This window comes from Pseudoalteromonas sp. S2893 (assembly GCF_005887105.1).
Classification (GTDB): Bacteria; Pseudomonadota; Gammaproteobacteria; order Enterobacterales; family Alteromonadaceae; genus Pseudoalteromonas; species Pseudoalteromonas atlantica.
Window position 1 is genome coordinate 1 of the sequence record NZ_PNCY01000043.1, and the last position, 19,573, is coordinate 19,573.

General features: G+C 42.0%; 17 protein-coding genes. 11 read left to right on the forward strand and 6 right to left on the reverse strand.

The annotated features are described in order from the left end of the window. Nucleotides 1-370 precede the first annotated feature (370 nt). The 6 genes from tig to CWC04_RS16730 all read left to right on the forward strand — a co-directional run bounded on the left by tig (nucleotide 371) and on the right by CWC04_RS16730 (nucleotide 8,942). Nucleotides 371-1,675 (forward strand): trigger factor, encoded by a 1,305-nt coding sequence (gene tig / locus CWC04_RS16705; RefSeq protein WP_004586894.1) that lies wholly within the window; start codon nucleotides 371-373, stop codon nucleotides 1,673-1,675. A 163-nt stretch (nucleotides 1,676-1,838) separates the two neighbouring features. Continuing rightward, nucleotides 1,839-2,456, forward strand: coding sequence for an ATP-dependent Clp endopeptidase proteolytic subunit ClpP (gene clpP, locus CWC04_RS16710; protein WP_024033798.1), 618 nt, complete (start codon nucleotides 1,839-1,841; stop codon nucleotides 2,454-2,456). Nucleotides 2,457-2,591: 135 nt separating this feature from the next. Further along, nucleotides 2,592-3,875, forward strand: a complete 1,284-nt coding sequence (gene clpX, locus CWC04_RS16715; RefSeq protein WP_138685946.1) for an ATP-dependent protease ATP-binding subunit ClpX — start codon at nucleotides 2,592-2,594, stop codon at nucleotides 3,873-3,875. Between the two features lie 150 nt (nucleotides 3,876-4,025). Beyond that, nucleotides 4,026-6,386, forward strand: a complete 2,361-nt coding sequence (gene lon / locus CWC04_RS16720; protein WP_138685947.1) for an endopeptidase La — start codon at nucleotides 4,026-4,028, stop codon at nucleotides 6,384-6,386. Between the two features lie 182 nt (nucleotides 6,387-6,568). Beyond that, nucleotides 6,569-6,868, forward strand: a complete 300-nt coding sequence (locus tag CWC04_RS16725; protein ID WP_286247754.1) for an HU family DNA-binding protein — start codon at nucleotides 6,569-6,571, stop codon at nucleotides 6,866-6,868. A gap of 172 nt (nucleotides 6,869-7,040) precedes the next feature. Beyond that, on the forward strand, nucleotides 7,041-8,942 hold the full coding sequence (locus tag CWC04_RS16730; RefSeq protein WP_138685948.1) for a SurA N-terminal domain-containing protein: 1,902 nt from the start codon (nucleotides 7,041-7,043) through the stop codon (nucleotides 8,940-8,942). A gap of 112 nt (nucleotides 8,943-9,054) precedes the next feature. Here CWC04_RS16730 and CWC04_RS16735 read toward each other — a convergent pair whose 3' ends face one another. From CWC04_RS16735 to pspF, 6 genes are read right to left on the reverse strand one after another with little or no spacing between them, the layout of a single operon-like run. Then, entirely contained in the window at nucleotides 9,055-9,816 is a 762-nt protein-coding gene (locus CWC04_RS16735) for an ATP-binding cassette domain-containing protein (RefSeq protein ID WP_004586900.1), read from the reverse strand. Next, a complete protein-coding gene (locus CWC04_RS16740) occupies nucleotides 9,816-10,808 on the reverse strand; it encodes a peptide ABC transporter ATP-binding protein (protein WP_004586901.1) in 993 nt (330 codons plus the stop codon). The genes CWC04_RS16735 and CWC04_RS16740 overlap by 1 nt, the downstream gene beginning before the upstream one ends. Then, nucleotides 10,809-11,702 (reverse strand): ABC transporter permease subunit, encoded by an 894-nt coding sequence (locus CWC04_RS16745; protein WP_024033801.1) that lies wholly within the window; start codon nucleotides 11,700-11,702, stop codon nucleotides 10,809-10,811. Continuing rightward, the gene (locus CWC04_RS16750) at nucleotides 11,689-12,723 is read right to left on the reverse strand and encodes an ABC transporter permease (protein WP_138685949.1); all 1,035 of its coding nucleotides are present in this window, start codon (nucleotides 12,721-12,723) and stop codon (nucleotides 11,689-11,691) included. Before CWC04_RS16750 ends, CWC04_RS16745 begins: the two co-directional genes overlap by 14 nt. Continuing rightward, a complete protein-coding gene (locus CWC04_RS16755; RefSeq protein ID WP_096739311.1) occupies nucleotides 12,723-14,330 on the reverse strand; it encodes an ABC transporter substrate-binding protein in 1,608 nt (535 codons plus the stop codon). Before CWC04_RS16755 ends, CWC04_RS16750 begins: the two co-directional genes overlap by 1 nt. 15 nt (nucleotides 14,331-14,345) lie before the next feature. Continuing rightward, nucleotides 14,346-15,410, reverse strand: a complete 1,065-nt coding sequence (gene pspF / locus CWC04_RS16760) for a phage shock protein operon transcriptional activator (RefSeq protein WP_138685950.1) — start codon at nucleotides 15,408-15,410, stop codon at nucleotides 14,346-14,348. 186 nt (nucleotides 15,411-15,596) lie between these two features. On the opposite strand from pspF, the gene pspA reads away from it, so the two are divergent. From pspA to CWC04_RS16785, 5 genes are all read left to right on the forward strand, one after another. Next, nucleotides 15,597-16,256 carry a phage shock protein PspA gene (gene pspA / locus CWC04_RS16765; protein WP_004586906.1) on the forward strand — a complete coding sequence of 220 codons (660 nt, stop codon included), beginning with the start codon at nucleotides 15,597-15,599 and terminating at the stop codon, nucleotides 16,254-16,256. A gap of 67 nt (nucleotides 16,257-16,323) precedes the next feature. Continuing rightward, nucleotides 16,324-16,557 carry an envelope stress response membrane protein PspB gene (gene pspB, locus CWC04_RS16770; RefSeq protein WP_004586907.1) on the forward strand — a complete coding sequence of 78 codons (234 nt, stop codon included), beginning with the start codon at nucleotides 16,324-16,326 and terminating at the stop codon, nucleotides 16,555-16,557. After that, complete coding sequence (gene pspC / locus CWC04_RS16775; RefSeq protein ID WP_138685951.1) at nucleotides 16,554-16,955, forward strand: envelope stress response membrane protein PspC; 402 nt, start codon at nucleotides 16,554-16,556, stop codon at nucleotides 16,953-16,955. Before pspB ends, pspC begins: the two co-directional genes overlap by 4 nt. 54 nt (nucleotides 16,956-17,009) lie before the next feature. Beyond that, nucleotides 17,010-18,434 (forward strand): YcjX family GTP-binding protein, encoded by a 1,425-nt coding sequence (locus CWC04_RS16780; RefSeq protein ID WP_138685952.1) that lies wholly within the window; start codon nucleotides 17,010-17,012, stop codon nucleotides 18,432-18,434. Then, the gene (locus tag CWC04_RS16785; RefSeq protein WP_138685953.1) at nucleotides 18,431-19,459 is read left to right on the forward strand and encodes a TIGR01620 family protein; all 1,029 of its coding nucleotides are present in this window, start codon (nucleotides 18,431-18,433) and stop codon (nucleotides 19,457-19,459) included. The genes CWC04_RS16780 and CWC04_RS16785 overlap by 4 nt, the downstream gene beginning before the upstream one ends. Nucleotides 19,460-19,573 lie beyond the last annotated feature (114 nt).

Consider the following 19,573-nt stretch of genomic DNA (forward strand, 5'->3'; position numbering starts at 1 on the left):
CTGCATCGCCGACCACTTTCTTAACCTTAAAGAAAGTAAACGAGTAATCACTCAGCAATAACTTCTATTTACTTCCTACTAAAATATCGCTTTAACGAACCAGTTAGTCTGTTTTTTACGCAGTTGGTCTCGATCGTAGCTAAACTAGTCCAAATAATTGCCCCCTACACTCGACTATCATAATTATTAGGTTATAATGCCGCGTCTATTGTTTAACATAGTGCCCGAAGGGCAGAGCAGCAATGGGATCTCATGGTAGTGACGGATGCTTTTTAGTGAAAAATCGCTTTAAAATTTATCAAGACTCATGAAGATTACTTTGTTTGTAAGGAAGGCGAACAGTCGCCAAAATTGAATATTGAGGTAAATCATGCAAGTTTCTGTTGAGACGACTCAAGGCCTTGAGCGCCGTCTGACCATCACCGTTCCTGCAGAGAACGTTGAGACCGAAGTAAAAAAACGCTTACAACAACTGTCAAAAACGCAGCGTATCGATGGCTTCCGTGCTGGTAAAGTACCAGTTTCAGTAATTAACAAGCGTTTTGGACCTGCGGTTCGTCAAGAAGTAGCTGGCGAAGTAATGCAGCGTAACTACATTGAAGCAATTGTTGCTGAAAAAATTAACCCTGCTGGCGCACCATCATTTGCACCTAAATCACTTGAAGCAGGTAAAGATTTAGAGTTTACAGCAACGTTTGAAGTATACCCTGAAGTTGAAGTTCAAGGTTTAGACAAAATTGCAGTAGAAAAACCAGCAGTAACAGTAACTGACGAAGATTTAGCAAACATGCTAGAAACACTTCGTAAGCAACACGCTTCTTGGGCTGATGTTGACGCAGCTGCTGGCGAAAACGACCGCGTAACAGTTGATTTCGTAGGTACTATCGACGGTGAAGAGTTTGAAGGCGGCAAAGCTGAAGACTTCCCACTTGAGCTTGGCCAAGGTCGTATGATCCCAGGTTTTGAAGACAACATCGTTGGTAAAAAAGCAGGCGAAGAAGTAGTTGCTGATGTAACTTTCCCTGAAGATTACCACGCTGAAAACCTGAAAGGTAAAGCGGCTCAATTCACTATCACAGTGAAAAAAGTTGAAGCACAAGAGCTACCTGAATTAAGCGAAGAGTTTGCAACTAAGTTCGGTGTTACCGAAGGCGGCGTAGACGCGCTTAAAGAAGAAGTTAAAAAGAACATGACACGTGAGCTAGACCAAGCGGTTAAAGCTAACGTGAAAGACCAAGCGATTAAAGGTCTTTTAGAAAACAACGAAATCGAAGTGCCTAAAGCACTTATTGATCAAGAAGTTGACGCATTACGTCAGCAAGCAGCTCAACGTTTTGGTGGCGACGCTAAAAACATGCCTGAGCTTCCAGCTGAATTGTTCCACGAGCAAGCTGTAACTCGCGTTAAAACTGGCCTATTACTAGGTGAAGTGATCAAAGCAAACGATATCAAAGTTGATGATGAAAAAGTTGAAGCATTAATTGCTACAGTTGCATCTGCTTACGAAGATCCAACTGAAGTAGTAGAATACTACAAAGCAAATGATCAACTTATGCAGCAAATGCGTAATGTTGCAATGGAAGAGCAAGCTGTTGAAGCTATTTTAGCTAAAGCAAACGTGTCTGACGTTGAAAAAGCATTTGATGACATCATGAATCCTCAGCAAGGTGCTTAATAAGTCATTGACTTAAGCGCTCGCTAACGATTAAATGGCTCGTGTTACTCTGTTTATGCAGTGTGCCCGGGCCATTTTAGTTTGTGCCCCATAATTTGCGAAAAATGATAACTATGCTTCCTTTAGTAAGAAAAAGCATAAGCGCATAAGGAATTAAAAAAGTATGAACACTGGTATGACAGATCCCCTAAATGCATTAGTCCCTATGGTTGTTGAACAAACAGCTAAAGGTGAGCGCTCGTATGACATTTATTCGCGTCTATTAAAAGAGCGAATTATCTTTTTAACGGGCCAAGTTGAAGACAACATGGCAAATCTAATTTTAGCGCAAATGCTATTTTTAGAATCAGAGAACCCTGAAAAAGATATCTTTTTATATATTAATTCACCAGGTGGTTCGGTAACCGCTGGTATGGCAATTTACGATACAATGAACTTCATCAAACCAGATGTAAGTACTATTTGTGTTGGCCAAGCGGCAAGCATGGGCGCATTTTTGCTTACTGCTGGCGCTAAAGGTAAGCGTTTTTGTTTACCAAACTCACGTGTAATGATTCACCAACCGTTAGGTGGTTTCCAAGGTCAAGCATCTGACTTTGAAATACACGCAAAAGAAATTCTGTCTATTAAAGACAAACTTAACCGCTTAATGGCAGAGCATACAGGCCAGCCATTAGATGTTATTTCACGCGATACTGACCGTGATAACTTTATGAGTGCATCACAAGCTGTAGATTACGGCCTGGTTGACTCAGTGTTTACAAATCGCGAAAGCAAGTAAGCGTGTAGGCAAGCAAATAATTGCTTGCCACTTTGAGTTACTATGCGAAAACCAGTAAATTTTGGTATAGTTAAAAGCGAATTTGAAATAGTTGCCAACCTTATTTGGCAGCCAACGTATAAAAGAGGTAGCTGAATGTCTGACACTCCTACAGACGGCGACAAAAGTAATAAATTGTTATACTGCTCTTTTTGTGGCAAAAGCCAACACGAAGTGCGTAAATTAATTGCAGGTCCTTCAGTATACATTTGTGATGAATGTGTAGAGCTGTGTAACGATATTATCAGGGAAGAAATCAAAGACATTGCTCCTAAGCATAATTCGTCTGATAAACTACCTGTGCCAAAAGAAATTCGTAATCACTTAGATGACTACGTAATTGGTCAAGACCATGCTAAAAAAGTATTGTCTGTAGCGGTATACAATCACTACAAGCGCCTACGCAACCAATCTACAAAGCAAGAAGTAGAACTAGGTAAAAGTAACATTTTGCTTATTGGCCCTACAGGCAGTGGTAAAACATTACTGGCAGAAACACTTGCGCGTTTACTTGATGTACCGTTTACTATGGCAGATGCAACTACACTAACCGAAGCCGGTTATGTAGGTGAGGATGTAGAAAACATCATTCAAAAACTGCTACAAAAATGTGACTACGACGTAGAAAAAGCGCAACGTGGTATTGTTTACATTGATGAAATTGACAAAATTTCGCGTAAATCAGATAACCCATCTATTACACGTGACGTGTCGGGTGAGGGCGTACAACAAGCGCTGCTTAAACTAATTGAAGGCACGGTTGCCTCAGTACCACCACAAGGTGGTCGTAAGCACCCGCAGCAAGAGTTTTTACAGGTTGATACCTCTAAGATTTTATTTATCTGTGGTGGTGCCTTTGCAGGCCTAGATAAAGTAATCGAACAGCGTAGCCATAAAAATACCGGAATTGGCTTTGGTGTTAACGTTAAAGAGTCAGCGTCGAGCCGCTCTTTAAGCGAAACATTTAAAGACGTAGAGCCAGAAGATTTAGTTAAGTACGGCTTAATTCCTGAGTTTATTGGTCGTTTACCTGTTGTTGCTACATTAACTGAGCTTGATGAAGCGGCACTTGTACAAATATTAAGTGAACCTAAAAACGCCATTACTAAACAGTTCTCTGTATTGTTTGGTATGGAAGACGTTGAATTAGAGTTCCGTGATGATGCACTAAGCGCTATTGCTCACAAAGCAATGGAGCGTAAAACAGGTGCTCGCGGACTTCGCTCAATTGTTGAAGGCGTACTCCTTGATACTATGTATGAGCTGCCATCAATGGATGATGTAAGCAAAGTGGTTATAGATGAAACCGTGATTAAAGGTGAATCTGCCCCAATCTTGATTTATGAAAACAATAATCAAGATAAAGCTGCATCAGAGTAGTTTTTAAGCTATTTGTATAAAAAAGGAGCCTTAGGCTCCTTTTTTTATAATTAATTTGAACGAGTTGGGGAAAATTGTTGAACTTTAATTAGATTATCCCCATATACTTGAGTAATCTTTTAAATAAATGAAGTGCGAAGAGAAACTATAATGACGCTTGAGAGAACCGATCGAGTCGAAATCCCAGTGTTAGCACTGCGCGATGTTGTGGTATATCCGCACATGGTGATCCCGCTTTTTGTAGGCCGTGAAAAATCAATAAAATGCCTCGAAGCGGCAATGGATAAAGACAAACAAATTTTCTTGGTTGCACAAAAAGATGCAACTGTAGACGAACCTGAGCAAGACGATATTTACCGTATCGGTACTATTGCTACTGTACTTCAGTTATTAAAGTTACCAGACGGTACAGTTAAAGTTTTAGTTGAAGGTACGCAGCGCGCACAAATTGAAGAATTTGTAGATAACGATGAGTTTTTTGTAGCGAATGCTCAGTTCATCGAATCTGATTCAGTGGATGAGCAAGAGCAAGATATTTTCATCCGCAGCGCTGTTAGCCAGTTTGAAGGCTATGTAAAACTTAATAAAAAAATTCCACCTGAGGTATTAACCTCTGTTTCAGGCATTGATGAGCCAGCACGCCTTGCCGATACAATGGCAGCGCATATGCCATTAAAAGTGCCTGAAAAACAAAAAGTGTTAGAAATTTCAAGCGTTACAGAGCGCTTAGAATACTTAATGGCACTGATGGAAGGTGAAATAGACTTATTGCAAGTTGAGAAAAAAATTCGTACCCGCGTGAAAAAGCAGATGGAAAAATCTCAGCGCGAGTACTACCTCAACGAGCAAATGAAAGCCATTCAAAAAGAACTTGGTGAGCTTGATGATGTACCTGACGAATTTGAAGCGCTTAAAAAGCGTATTGAAGAATCAGGTATGCCAGAAGAAGCGAAAGAAAAAGCATCAGCTGAGCTTAATAAGCTTAAAATGATGTCGCCAATGTCTGCAGAGGCCACTGTAGTGCGTTCATACATTGATACGTTAATTAACGTACCATGGAAAAAACGCTCGAAAGTGAAAAAAGACTTAGCAGGCGCGCAAAAAATTCTTGATAGCGATCACCACGGCTTAGATAAAGTTAAAGAACGCATAATTGAATACCTCGCGGTGCAACAACGTACTAATAAGCTTAAAGGGCCTATTTTATGTTTAGTAGGGCCACCGGGTGTAGGTAAAACGTCACTAGGGCAGTCTATTGCACGCTCTACGGGTCGTAAATATGTTCGTATGGCATTAGGTGGCGTACGTGATGAAGCCGAAATTCGTGGTCATCGTCGTACTTACATTGGCTCTATGCCAGGTAAGCTGATTCAAAACATGACAAAAGTGGGCGTTAAAAACCCATTATTCTTGTTAGATGAAATCGACAAAATGTCATCAGATATGCGCGGCGACCCGGCATCAGCATTATTAGAGGTGCTCGATCCGGAGCAAAACAGCCACTTTGCTGATCACTACTTAGAAGTAGACTACGATTTATCGGATGTAATGTTTGTAGCAACATCAAACAGCTTTAATATTTCTGGTCCATTATTGGACAGAATGGAAGTTATTCGCTTATCGGGTTACACCGAAGATGAAAAGCTAAACATTGCAAAAGAGCACTTAATTACTAAGCAAGTTAAACGCAATGGTTTAAAACCTTCTGAGCTAGTAATAGAAGACAGTGCAATTATTGGCATTATTCGTTACTACACGCGTGAAGCGGGCGTACGTAATTTAGAGCGCGAAGTATCTAAACTATGCCGTAAAGCCGTTAAAAATATCTTACTTGATAAAGAGACTAAAACAGTCACTATCAATCAAGATAACCTAGAAGAGTTTTTAGGTGTACAGCGCTACGACTACGGTAAAGCTGAAGACGGCGATCGCATTGGTCAGGTAACAGGCTTAGCGTGGACTGAAGTAGGCGGCGATTTACTGACCATTGAATGTGCGGCTGTGCCAGGTAAAGGCAAACTAAGCTACACAGGCTCACTGGGCGATGTAATGCAAGAGTCGATACAGGCGGCCATGACGGTGGTTCGTAATCGTGCTGATACGTTCCGTATTAATAACGATTTTTACGAAAAACGCGACATTCATGTGCATGTACCAGAGGGTGCGACCCCTAAAGATGGTCCAAGCGCCGGTGCAGCAATGGTAACGGGTTTAGTATCGAGCTTAACAGGTAACCCCGTTAAAGCCGATGTAGCAATGACAGGTGAAATAACACTGCGCGGTGAAGTACTGCCTATTGGTGGTTTAAAAGAGAAACTACTTGCAGCACACCGTGGTGGAATTAAAACAGTTATCATTCCTAAAATTAACGAACGTGACTTAAAAGAGATCCCAGATAACGTACTGGCAGGCTTAGATGTTCACCCAGTTACATGGATTGATGAAGTATTAAAGTTAGCTTTAGTGCATCCTGTTGAGAGTTTTTCAGTCGAAACACCGAAAAACCAATAAAAAACCCAAAAAAAGTGCTTTAAAGGGCTTTTCAAATCTAATCGGTATGATAAGTTAAGCACTGGTTTTCGAGCCTAGCCCTTATGGGGCCTAGGCTTAAGAAAAATATAATCATGTGAGCATTAAAAGTTTGCTCTAAAATTTCAAAAAAGTGATGTTAGTTTAAAAAACAATCGCTCTTGATAATAACAATGAAAGAGGATGATATTGTGAATAAATCTCAATTAATCGATCAAATCGCAGCTGACGCTGACATTTCTAAAGCGGCTGCAGGTCGTGCACTAGATTCATTCATCGAGTCTGTATCTGGAGCGCTTAAAGATGGCGATTCAGTTGCACTTGTAGGTTTTGGTACTTTCTCAGTACGCGAGCGTGCTGCTCGTTCAGGCCGTAACCCACAAACTGGTGAAACTATCCAAATCGCTGCGGCAAATATTCCTTCTTTCAAAGCCGGTAAAGCGCTGAAAGACGCAGTAAACTAATCACTGTTTAAATACAGATTAGTTATGGCGAGTGTATATAAACTTAATTATCCTAATCGATGAATTAAGTAACTTCACCGCCAGTTACTTCAAGTGAAAAAGCGTATCTGGTAAGATACGCTTTTTTTACATATGACAAGGTAAAATACCTTGATCAATAAGAGATAAACAAATGCTTGAGAAAATCAGAGAGGGCTCACAGGGTCCTGTAGCCAAAATAATTTTAGGCGCGGTGATTTTATCTTTTGCCTTAGCAGGGATCGGTAGTTACTTAGGTCAAACCCCAGAACAACCCGTTGCTGAAGTAAATGGAATTAAAATTAGCCAAACCGAATTTAATCGTGCTTATCAAAACGAACGTAGCCGTTTAGAGCAACAATTTGGCGAATACTTTGCACAAATCAGTGCAGATCCAAATTACATGGCGCAAATTCGTCAAGGTGTAATTGACCGCTTAGTACAACAAGAATTGCAATCACAATTAGCGGCAGATTTAGGCCTTCGCGTAAGCGACGACAGCGTACGTAAAACAATTTTAGAACTACCGTACTTTCAAATTGGTGAAAAATTTAATAACGACCGTTACCTACAAGTAATTCGTCAAATGAACTTTCAACCAGATGCTTTTCGTGAGTACTTACGTAAAGACATGACACGCAGCCAATTAGTGTCTGCGGTTGCTGGTACTGAGTTTGCACTTGAAAACGAGCTTAAACGCGCTGCAGCCCTGCAGCAGCAAACGCGTAGCATAGACTACCTTGTGTTAAGCAAAGAAGCGTTACAAGCAAACGTAGACGTATCTGAGCAAGAAATTGCTGATTACTACGAGCTAAACGCATCACAATTTTTATCGCCAGAGCGTGTATCGGTTGATTACATTGAGCTTAAAGCACAAGATATCACCGTCGAGTCGGTAACAGAAGACGACGTAAAAGCGTATTATGAGCAAAATAAAGCACAATACATCGAGCCTGAAAAACGCCGTGTATCGCACATTTTAATTGATAACAGCGAAGATGATGATGCCGCGCTTGAAAAAGCCAACGCATTACATGAGCAGTTAGAGCAAGGTGCTGATTTTGCACAGCTTGCAGAGTCATCATCTGATGATGTTGTGAGTGGCGAAATGGGCGGCGACCTAGAGTGGATTGAGCGCGATGTAATGGACCCAGCTTTTGAAGATGCTGCATTTGCGCTTCAAAGCAAAGGTGATATTTCAGAGGTTGTAGCATCAGAGTTTGGTTATCACATCATTAAACTTACTGACTTACAGCCAGAGCAAGTGAAAGCGTATGACGACGTAAAAGCCGACTTACGTGCAGAGCTTGAGCAAACTGAAAAAGTAGATGCGTTTTACGAAAAGCAAACAGAAATGGGTGCCTTAGCATTTGAGATTTCTGACCGTTTAGACGATGCAGCAGAAGTGGCAGACGTTGAAGTTAAAACCACGCCACTTGTTGCACGTAATGCATTGCCAGAGCCTCTTAATACACCTGCGGTAATTTCACAGTTGTTCTCAGTAGAATTACTTGAAGATAAAGTAAACTCAGAAGTGATTGAGCTAGGTGATGAGCACGTTATTGTAGTACGTGTAAATAAATACGAGCCATCTGCAACTAAACCGCTTGCGCAAGTGAGTGAGCAAATCAAAACACGTTTAGTTAATGAAAAAGCATCAACACTTGCTAAAGAAAAAGCACGTGAGTTATTTGCACAAGTTCAAGCAGGTAAAACGCTAAGCGATGTGGCGAGTGAGCAAAACCTAACGGTACGTGAAGAAGCGAGCTTAACGCGTCAAAGCTACACGGTTTCGCCTGCTATTGTAACGCAAGCGTTTAAAATGCCTCGTCCTAATGATACACCAAGCACAGACGTGGTTGATTTAAACAACGGTGATGCGGCAATTGTTGCACTTAAATCGGTAAGCGATGCGCAAGTAACCGCAAATATCGACCCGCAAGTACAGCAAAACATTACTATGGCGCAAGCTAACAAAAACTATTTAGCGTTTATTGAGTCTTTAAAGGCTAAAGCTGAGCTAAATCTACCTGTGGTAGAGCAAGCAGCAGAATAATCGCGACACATTAAAAAAGGCGCGTTACTTTATAAGTAACGCGCCTTTTTTATAACTTCAATGTGCTTAGTAAAATGATTAGGCAGTATTGCTTATAAATATAAGCTTAGAATTAACAGCATATTAGGCGCTGTGTTACTTTTGATTGCGGATTTTGAAACACCTCTTCGGTACGCCCATATTCTACTACCTCACCTTTTTCAAGCACCACTAGCTGATCGCTGATATGGCGCACTAAACTTAAATGGTGCGTAATGAGTACATAAGTTAGACCGGTTTCTTTTTGCAGCTTAAGTAATAAGTTAACTGTTTGCGCACGAACGGAGGGATCTAAGGCTGATAGCGCTTCATCAAGCACCACCACTTTAGGGTCTAAAATGAGCGCCCGCGCCAACGCTACACGCTGCAATTGGCCTACACTAAACATGTGAGGGTAATAATGTTGATGATCGATTAGCAGCCCCACTTTAGAAAGCGTGGCATCTATTTTTTCTTGGCGAGCGAGTTGGTCTGAATCGGTATTATACTGCAAGCAATCATCTAGCATATCACCTATGGTGAGACCCGGATTGAGCGAGGCAGCGGAGTCTTGGAATATCATGCGGATATGTCGACATTGATCATCGCGCACGCCGTCATCTTCAATAATGTTACTTTCTAATAAAATTTGCCCACTGTCAGCGCTATCGGCCCCTGCGAGTAATTTAGCGAGTGTACTTTTACCCGCACCGGTTTCACCGATTACTGCGATTGTTTCGCCTTTGCCCACACAAAAAGAGATATTTTTTAGTACCTCAAATTTTTTGCGGCTAAATAAACCGGCACGTATGTTAAAGGTTTTACAAAGCGCTTGTACTTTTAATACCGGTTGCATTACTTCATCTCCTTAATAAGCGGAAAATGACACGCATAGCTGTGCCCATGGTGCTTAGTAAGTGCAGGGGTAATTACACATTCTTTTTGTGCTTGAGGGCAGCGTGGGCCTAATCGGCAACCGATAGGTAAATGTTGCAAAGTAGGGATAGTGCCTTTAAGTGCATAAAAGGGTTCTTTGTGTGCTAAGCCTTGCTCATAATTGGGTAAGCTTTTTAATAACGCTTGCGTGTAAGGGTGGCGAGGCTGGCGAAAAATACGTTGCGTTGGGCCGGCTTCAACCATTTGCCCACAATATAAAACATGAATACCGTGCGACCAGTCGGCTATTTCTTCAAGCTCATGAGAAATCATCAAAATAGACATATTTTTTAATTGATTTAAGCTTTTTAGCAACCTAAATACCTGTGCACGGGTGGTGCTTTCAAGCGCTGTAGTCGGCTCATCAGCAATTAGTAGCTTAGGAGTGCGCGCTATGGCCATGGCAATCATGACCTTTTGGCACACGCCTTCTGATAGCTCGTGCGGGTAACTATCAAGCACAGCGTCGTGGTTTTTAATACCCACTTTATGAATAAGTGCTTTTACGCGGTCTTTACGTTCTCTATTGCGTTTTAAAAAAAAGCCTTTAGTGGATGTTTCAGGCAGTGTTTCGGCTATTTGGTCAAATATTTTAGCGGTCGGGTCAAGGCAGCGGCTAGGGTCTTGGTAAATCATCGCAATGTCTTGGCTGACTGTTTTTCTGCGTTGCTCTGGGGTTAAGCGCATTAAATCAACACCGCGCCAATGCATTCTATCGGCTGTTATATGCCAGCGTTCGTTAAGTACCCCAACAATGGCTTTGGCTATTAAGCTTTTACCAGAGCCCGACTCTCCCACCAAGCCATGTACTTCGCCTTCTTTTAGGCTAAAGCTGACTCTATCTACAGCGCGAATTACCGTTTCAGAGGTACGCAGCTCTATGGTTAAATTTCTAACGTCGAGTAATTGCATTTAATCAGCCTTACGTGCTTTAAGCACTTTTCGTAGGCCATCACCTACTAAATTGGTAGACAAAACCGCTAAAAATAATAATACACCCGGTAGCGCAACGGTCCAAGGTGCTAAATATATAAGGCCTAAATTCTCAGCCAGTATGGCGCCCCATTCGGTAGTTGGGGGCTGTGCACCAAGTTTTAAAAAGCCTAAGGCGGCAATATCTAAAATAGCAGTAGAAAGCGCGGTGGTAAAAATAACCACAATGTGCTCATAAATATTAGGAAAAATACCCCGTGACAAAATATGCCAGTTAGAGGCACCATCAAGCCTAAAAGCGGTAATGTAGTCTTTGCTTAGCTCATCAACAATTAAATTACGAATAGAGTGAATAAATTGCGGTAATAACGCCAATATAATAGCCCACACTGTATTCATTAAGCCCGGCCCAAGCACTGCGATAATAATAATCGCCAATAGCAAAGACGGAATAGAGAGCGTGATATCAAGCAAGTGATTTAAAAAGCTTGAGCGAAGGCCGCGGCTAATGCCGGCAAAAGTGCCAACAAGCACACCAATAATGGTAGTAATAAAGGCAGCCACCACCGATAAGCCAAACGTGTAGGTTGCGCCATTCATCAAGCGCGAGAGTACATCGCGTCCTAAATCATCGGTGCCCAAAATAAAGCGCACATCGCCCATTTCTCGCCATGATGGCGGTATAAGTAAAGCATCGCTATGTTGCTGGTTAACTCCATACGGCGCTAAAAAGGGCGCACTGGCGGCCAATAACGCAAACGCCATAAAAATCCATAATCCCACCAAGGCGGGGTGATTGTTTTTAAATTTGCGCCAAAAACGCGCCAGCGGCGATTTATTCGACTCTTCAGAAAATAATTTAAACTTTACCATGTGCCTGATTCCGCGAAATTGGGTCGAACAGAGTATATGTAAGCTCGGCAACAATAGTGGCAATAATAACAAACATAGACACCGCCATTAAACCGCCTTGAATAGCAGGGTAGTCTCGTTGGTAAATACTATCGATTAGCCAACGGCCAATACCCGGCCAAGAAAAAATAACTTCGGTTATCATTGCAAGCGTAATAAGCGTACTAAATTGCAGCCCTATTTGTTTTATTACCGGCAATAGCGCATTGCGCAGCGCATGATGCATGATTAATTGGCGGCGATTAAGGCCTTTTGCCCTGGCTGTTTTTATAAAGCTTTGATCCATTACTTTAAGCATAGAGTCGCGGGTAAAGCGCACTAAAACAGTGGTAGGAAACATGGCTAGCACTATGGTTGGCAATGTTAAGTGATGCAGTGCATCTATAAATGCTTCACCTTTGTACGGGAAGCCTGCGAGCATAATATCGATTAATATAAACCCGGTATTAGGCGGTATTTCAAATAGTAACCCCATTCTACCCGACATAGGAAACCAGCCCAGCTTGAGCGAAAAAATCATAATAAGTAACAGCGCTAACCAAAAAACCGGAATAGAGTAACCAATCATGGTGGTAGAGCTAATTAATTTATCTGGCCAACGGCGTGTGTATGCTGAAGCCAAAATGCCCGCTGGTACACCTACCACAACCGATACAATAAGCGCATAAACACACAGTTCTAAAGTTGCTGGAATTAAATCTAAAATGTGCTGAAAAACCTTGTCTCCCGAGGCAAACGACACACCCCAATCACCTTGAAATATCCGCCCTAAAAATGCTAAATACTGCATAACGTAGTTGCTGTCATACATGTATTTATCTTCAAGCTCACTGTGCTGAGAAAAATTACCGCTAGGAATACCACTTAGGTTGCTAAGCGGATCCCCTGGGAACAAGTAGCTAAGCGAAAAGGTAAATATGCTTAGCATTAAGATCATGAACAAAAACAAGCCAAGGCGGCGTAATATATAATCAAGTATCATTATTTTTTCCTCGCATTTGCGAGTGAAATAGCCCCAAATGGGCCAAGGGTTATCCCTTCTACATCGGCACTATTTGCTTGAAAACGCATACCATGAGCAATAGGGACCAACGGGAGCTGATCAATAATGAGCGCTTGAACCTGATCGTAATACTGTTTGCGTAAGCTTAAATCGGTGGTGTCGAGCGCTTGGGTAAGCAATAAGTCAAACTGCGGGTTACACCAATTGGCTGGGTTTTTACCGCTAAAAGTGGCAGTGCAGCTTAGCAATGGGCTAAAAAAGTTATCTGGATCGGGGGTATCGGCAGCCCAGCCGAGTAATACGCTATCGTGGCGGTGCTCACCTATACGCTGAATAAAAGTATTCCACTCGTATTCAACAATACTTACATTAACACCTATTTTGCGTAAATCGCTTTGCATCAGCTCAGCCATTTTGCGGGCATTAGGATTGTATATTCGACTCACCGGCATTGCCCAAATGGTCATATCAAAGCCATTCGGTAACCCCGCTTCTATGAGTAGTTTTTTAGCTAGTTCAGGGTCAAACATAGGCATGTTTTCTTGTGGTTCAAAGCCCCACGAAGTCGGCGGTAAAATAGATTGCGCGCGTATACCATTACCGTAATAAACGGCTTGCATTATTTTGTCTATATCAATTGCATGCGCAAGGGCTCTGCGCACTCTAATGTCATCAAAAGGGGCGCGCTCAGTATTAAAGGCCCAATAACCAATATTTAAATTGGTTTCTTTTTCAACGTTTATATCGTCTCGTTGCGCTAAAATACTCAGTTGTGCGCTACTTGGGTGTGCGGTTACATCGCACTCTTTAGTGAGCATTTTTGCTATGCGCGTAGTGCCGTTTGTCGTAATGTCGTATACCAGCTGTTCAAGGGCAACATCGTGCTTCCAATAAAGAGGGTTGCGGTAAAAGCGCACTAAGTGATCGCGTCGGTACTCTTTATAAATGTAGGGGCCTGTGCCAATAGGGTACTGATCGAATAAATTAGTTTGATCTCGCGCTTTTAATTGCATTGCGTATTCTTGCGACAACACCACGGCAAAGTCGGTGGCCATGTTCGTTAAAAAACTGCTTTCTGGGTGAAATAGCTCAAAGCGCACTTGATAGTCAGACACGCGTACAATTTTACGAATAAGCTGATCGAGCCCCACACTTTGAAAATACGGGTAGTTTGCATCGCCTACAAAATGGTACGGGTTGTAAACGTCAAATAATCGGCTAAAGGTAAAAATAACATCATCAGCGTTAAAATCGCGAGTAGGGGTAAAGTACGAGGTAGAATGAAATTTTACGCCTTTACGCAGCGTAAAGGTGACCGACTTTCCATCGTTGCTAATTTTCCAATCGGTTGCCAGCTCACTTTTAAAATCTGCAGTAACGGGGTCAATACTAATTAAACGGTCAAATAACTGATTAGCAATAATATCAATAGTTGAGCCAGTGGTTGTTACTTGCGGATTAAACGACACAGGGTTCGCTTCGGCGCAATAAACGAGGCCTTGGTTTTTCTCTTCTATTATTTCTTCTTTACTATCAAAGCAGCCTGTTAAGGTGCTGGCTAGTAAAACAAGTAGTATTTTATGCACTCGCATAACCTCTAACTATTTATCTTCTAATAAATTGTATTTTTTAAGATAACCACGTAATTGATGATACGTTAAACCGAGTACTTCTGCAGTTTTCTTTTGATTAAATTGGCTATGCTCAAGGGCTTTATTAATCATATTTATTTCAAATTCGTTAGAGCGCTCTTTTAAGCTACACGGAAATTCAATTGGGGCGCTAAGCTCGTTACTAAGCTCGCTAACAGTTGTGGCTAGTGTTGTAGGCTCAGCTGGGGCAACCGGTGTTGCAATAGGAGCTTTAATGCGTGCTTTGGGTCTAAAACGGCTTTCAAACGGGTCTAAAATAATCTGGTGAACGGGGATATGTTCATTACCATGACGATACAAGCTTCGCTCAACTACATTTTTAAGCTCGCGTATATTACCCGGCCAATCGTAATTTAGCAGGGTTTCGGTGGCGCTGCGAGTAAAGCCACTAAATAACTCCCACTCTAAATCGCGTGCCATATTCATGGCAAATTGCTCAGCGAGTAGCATAATATCGTCTTGACGTTCGCGCAGTGGTGGCAGGGTAATTACATCAAAGGCTAAGCGGTCAAGTAAGTCACTTCTAAATTCGCCCTGTTCAGCAAGGTGGGGTAAATCTTCGTTGGTGGCACACACTAAACGAGTATCTACCTTTACGGTGTGTTTACCACCGACCCGCTCAAATTCACCGTATTCTATAACGCGCAAAAGCTTTTCTTGTACCATGGCCGATGTATTAGCCAGCTCATCTAAAAATAAGGTACCGCTGTTAGCGCGCTCAAAGCGACCTTCGTGACGTTTACTTGCCCCGGTAAAAGCACCGCTTTCATGACCAAATAATTCGCTTTCGAGGAGGTTTTCGTTAAGGGCTGCACAGTTAAGCTTTACGTAGTTTTGATCCCAACGCTTTGATAAAAAGTGTAAACGGGCGGCTATAAGCTCTTTACCGGTTCCTCGCTCGCCAATAATAAGCACTGGCTTATCTAAATTAGCTAACTGCGATACCTGATCAAGTACAGCTAAAAAGCTATCAGATTGGCCGAGTAAATTATCCTGTTGGCGATATTGGCTCATTTTTCCTAACTCTTGGTCATTTTTGCTAACAGTTAGTGTATTTCATAATCAGGGATAACTAAAGGAATTTGTATATTTAGTTTAACTTAATGAAAATAAAGTGTATTTTAGATTTTAAAAAGTTGGCAAGCATATTGATACTAGTTACAGCAGACCAACTAAGTTTATATTACAGAGGTAAATGTTATGGGAATTTTTTCGCGTTTTGCAGACATTGTTAATTCTAATATCAATGCCATTTTAGATAAAGCAGAAGACCCAGAAAAAATGGTTCGTCTTATTATCCAAGAGATGGAAGACACATTGGTAGAGGTGCGCTCTACGTCAGCGAAAACACTGGCTGAGAAAAAAGAATTAGTACGTCGTGTAGACACACTAAAAGCACAAGTAAGCGATTGGCAAGACAAAGCAGAGCTTGCATTAAGTAAAGACCGCGACGATTTAGCGCGTTCAGCATTACTTGAAAAGCAAAAATCGGCAGAAGCAGTTGCAGCAGTAGAGTCTGAGCTTGAGCATGTAGAGTCCCACATTGAGAAACTTCAGCAAGAAGTCACCACACTACAAGAAAAGCTAGCCGATGCTAAAGCACGTCAAAAGGCAATTATTTTACGTCAACGTTCGGCTGAGTCGCGCCTTGAAGTGAAAAAAGCCCTTGATAGCTCTAAAGTAGAAGACGCACTTAATCGCTTTGAGCGCTACGAAACTAAAATTGATGGACTAGAATCTCAAATAGAGTCTTACGATTTAGGTAAAAAGTCGCTTGCAGATGAAATTGCAGACCTACAAAAAAATGAAAAGATAGATGATGAGCTTGCCGAACTTAAAAAGAAGCTAGCTGATAAATAACTTATAAAGGGGTACTTAAAGTGCCCCACTGCTTAAAACATCGATTACGGATTGTCAGGAGAGGATTATGTTTGATCCAGAGATACTAATTGCACCATTTATCTTGTTCATGATTTTTGTTGCGCCACTGTGGTTAATTTTGCACTACCGTAGCAAAAAGCAAGTGAGCCAAGGGTTAAGTGAGCATGAACATCGCCAGTTATTGGAACTTGCCCACAAGGCCGAAAAAATGGCTGATAGAGTAGAAACCCTTGAAGCATTACTCGATCAAGAGTCACCACAATGGAGACGCAAAGTATGAGTGCCAAACGCGAATTATTAAGAGACCCACAGCGCGGTAAAATCGCCGGTGTATGTGCGGGATTAAGTGACTACTTTAATATGGAGTTATGGTTAGTTCGCATTATTTTTGTTAGTGCGGTACTGCTAACGGGTGGCCCATTATTTGTGGTAGCGTATATTGCAGCGTGGTTTATTTTAGATAAAAAAGACCCCACAACTATACATGCTAGTAGCTCAACTAAAACTGACGATCCGCTAGAAGTTAAATTTAAAGTATGGCAAAAAGGCGAGCCACCGCGCCGCGCATTGCAAGACTTAAAAGAGCGTTTAACGCGAATAGACACGCGTCTTCAAGATATGGAGCGCCATGTTACTTCAAGCGAGTTTACGGTTAGCCGTGAAATCAACAAACTTTAAAGGATTTAATAGCACTTTGTTCGGTGATTAAGCTCAATGAAGTGCTAGCCCATTATGAGTAGCACTTCATTTGCCAAAAAAACCTTTAAAAGTATTAAAGGTTCAGCCCAAAAAGCCCTTCATCGCAGTTTAGATCAACACGTAAAATTGGCCGTAACCGGCCTAAGTGGCAGTGGTAAAACCGCGTTTATTACCGCACTTGTTAAGCACCTTACAACACAAAGCGATGATAAAAACTTACCGTTTTTTGATGTAATGCGAGAGCACCGCCATATAGCCACTAAAGTGGTGCCGCAAGAGGCGTTAAAAGTCCCTACGTTTGACTATCCGCGGGCGCTTAATGCCTTGCTCCCAACTGATGGGATGCCTACATGGCCTGCATCAACCGAGCGTATTAATACCCTGCGTTTAGCGATTAAATACCAAAGCGCATCAGGGTTACGTGGGCATTTTTCGCCGCAATCTACGCTGTATTTAGACATTATTGACTACCCTGGTGAATGGCTACTTGATTTACCTATGCTTGAGCAAAGCTATAGTCAGTGGTGCGAGCAACAATACCCGCTGTTACTACAGCACCCGCGTGTGAATACCTCTGCTGAATTTTTGAACGCGCTTGAACAGCTTGATTTAAATGCGCCTGTAGATGAAGGCTTACTTGCACACATTGCAGCGCTTTATCAAAGTATGCTGGTAGGGCTTAAAAAAGATACTAAGCTTGCCATGTTACAACCTGGGCGCATGCTAATGCCTGGCGACTTACAAGGTGCGCCGCTTTTGTTGTTTTTTCCGGTAAATGCGCAGCATATAAAAAGTGATGAGGTAGTGGCAGGCTCTAACTTAGCGCATTTAATTAAGCGCTTTAACGCCTATGTAAAAGAGGTGGTTAAGCCATTTTATAATGAGCACTTTAAACACTTTGACCGCCAAATTGTGTTGGTAGACGTACTCAGCGCTTTAAACGAAGGCCACGAAACACTCCAAGAGCAAAGTAGTGTAATAAACCAATTACTCGCACATTTTAATTATGGCGAGTCGGGCTTTTTTAAGCGTTTATTTAAACCCAACATAGATAAAATACTGTTTGCTGCAAATAAGTCAGATCATATAAGTGCTAAGTACCATAAAGACTTAGCACTACTACTTGATTCACTAGTGCATGAGCAAAGTAATCACTTAAAGTTTGATGGCGTGCAAATAGAAACCATGGCAATGTCGTCAATTGCAGCAACGCAGCCGCGCCAAGTGGCCGATAAAGGCCAAACGCTTGATTGTATTTATGGTAAACCATTAAACGAGCAAGATTGGCTTACTTATTTACCCCCACAGCCACCAAAGCGCATGCTTAATAAAAATGAGTGGCCAGCGCAGGGCTTTGAGTTTTTATCGTTTGCGCCTATGCCAAACCCCGATAAGCAACTTAAGCATATTCGCCTTGATCATGTGATGCAGTACTTGTTAGGAGACAAATTATCATGAACGACTCACAGCAAACTTTTCAAGCAGGTAGGCGAATTGATAGCCAAGCTGATGAGCAGGTTGAGGCGACGCTTGCTCCTGCAAAAATAATTACCCAAGGTCAAAGTGAATACATTGAAGAGCCTGAAGATGAACTACTTGATGAAGAAATAGACCTAGAGCCGGTATATAAAAAGTCTAAATGGCAAACGCTTAAAGGGGTGTTTGCTGTAAGCTTTTCAGTGTTAGTGCTACTTGAGTTTGCTTATTCGTTAGTGTTTGCGTTTCAGCAGTCAGTCATTTTAGGCGGCGTGTATTTAACGGCGGTGGTAAGCGGTGTGTTGCTAATTGGGCGCATGCTATGGCGCGAGTACAGAATGCTGCGCAGTTTAAAGCGTAATCAATTACACCGCCAAGAAGCCGACAGACTTTTAAATAGTGAGCAAGTAGGTGGCGCATTACCCTGGCTTGAAAAACTAAACAAGCACCAACAACTAGACAACTTCGAAGCGTTTAAAAACCAAGTGGCTACCCACCATAGCGATAAAGAAATAATGACCCTTTACGCAAATAGCTTGCTTATAACGCAAGACACGCAAGCTAAAAAGCTTATAAACCGCTTTGCGACAGAGTCAGCGTTGCTTGTTGCCCTAAGCCCCCTTGCGCTGGTGGACATGATGGCGGTGCTTTGGCGCGGTACTAAGTTAATAGAGCAAATTGGTAAAATTTATGGCATTGGTTTTGGTTACGCAAGCCGCATTAAGCTCTACCGTATGCTAATAAAACAAGTTATGTTTGTAGGCAGTGCTGAGCTTGTATCTGATTTAGCAGCCACAGCACTCAGTGCTGAGCTTTTAGGTAAGCTTTCGGGGCGTGCAGCGCAAGGTGTAAGCGCCGGTATTTTTACAGCACGTATTGGTTACAAAGCAATGGAGCTTAGCCGCCCATTACCACGGCTTGAAAACAAACGCAGCTTGTTAAAAGGCACAGTGCAAAGTATTGCCAGCAAAATCATGAGCCGTAAAAAGGCCGAGCCAACGTCCTAAAGTAGCAGTGGCAATATTTGTGTACAAAACCGCGCTGAGCGGTTTTTGCACAAATAGCCATCTGAGCATCCGGCATGCTTGTGATTTAAACTGCGGTGCGTTTTATTTATGTAA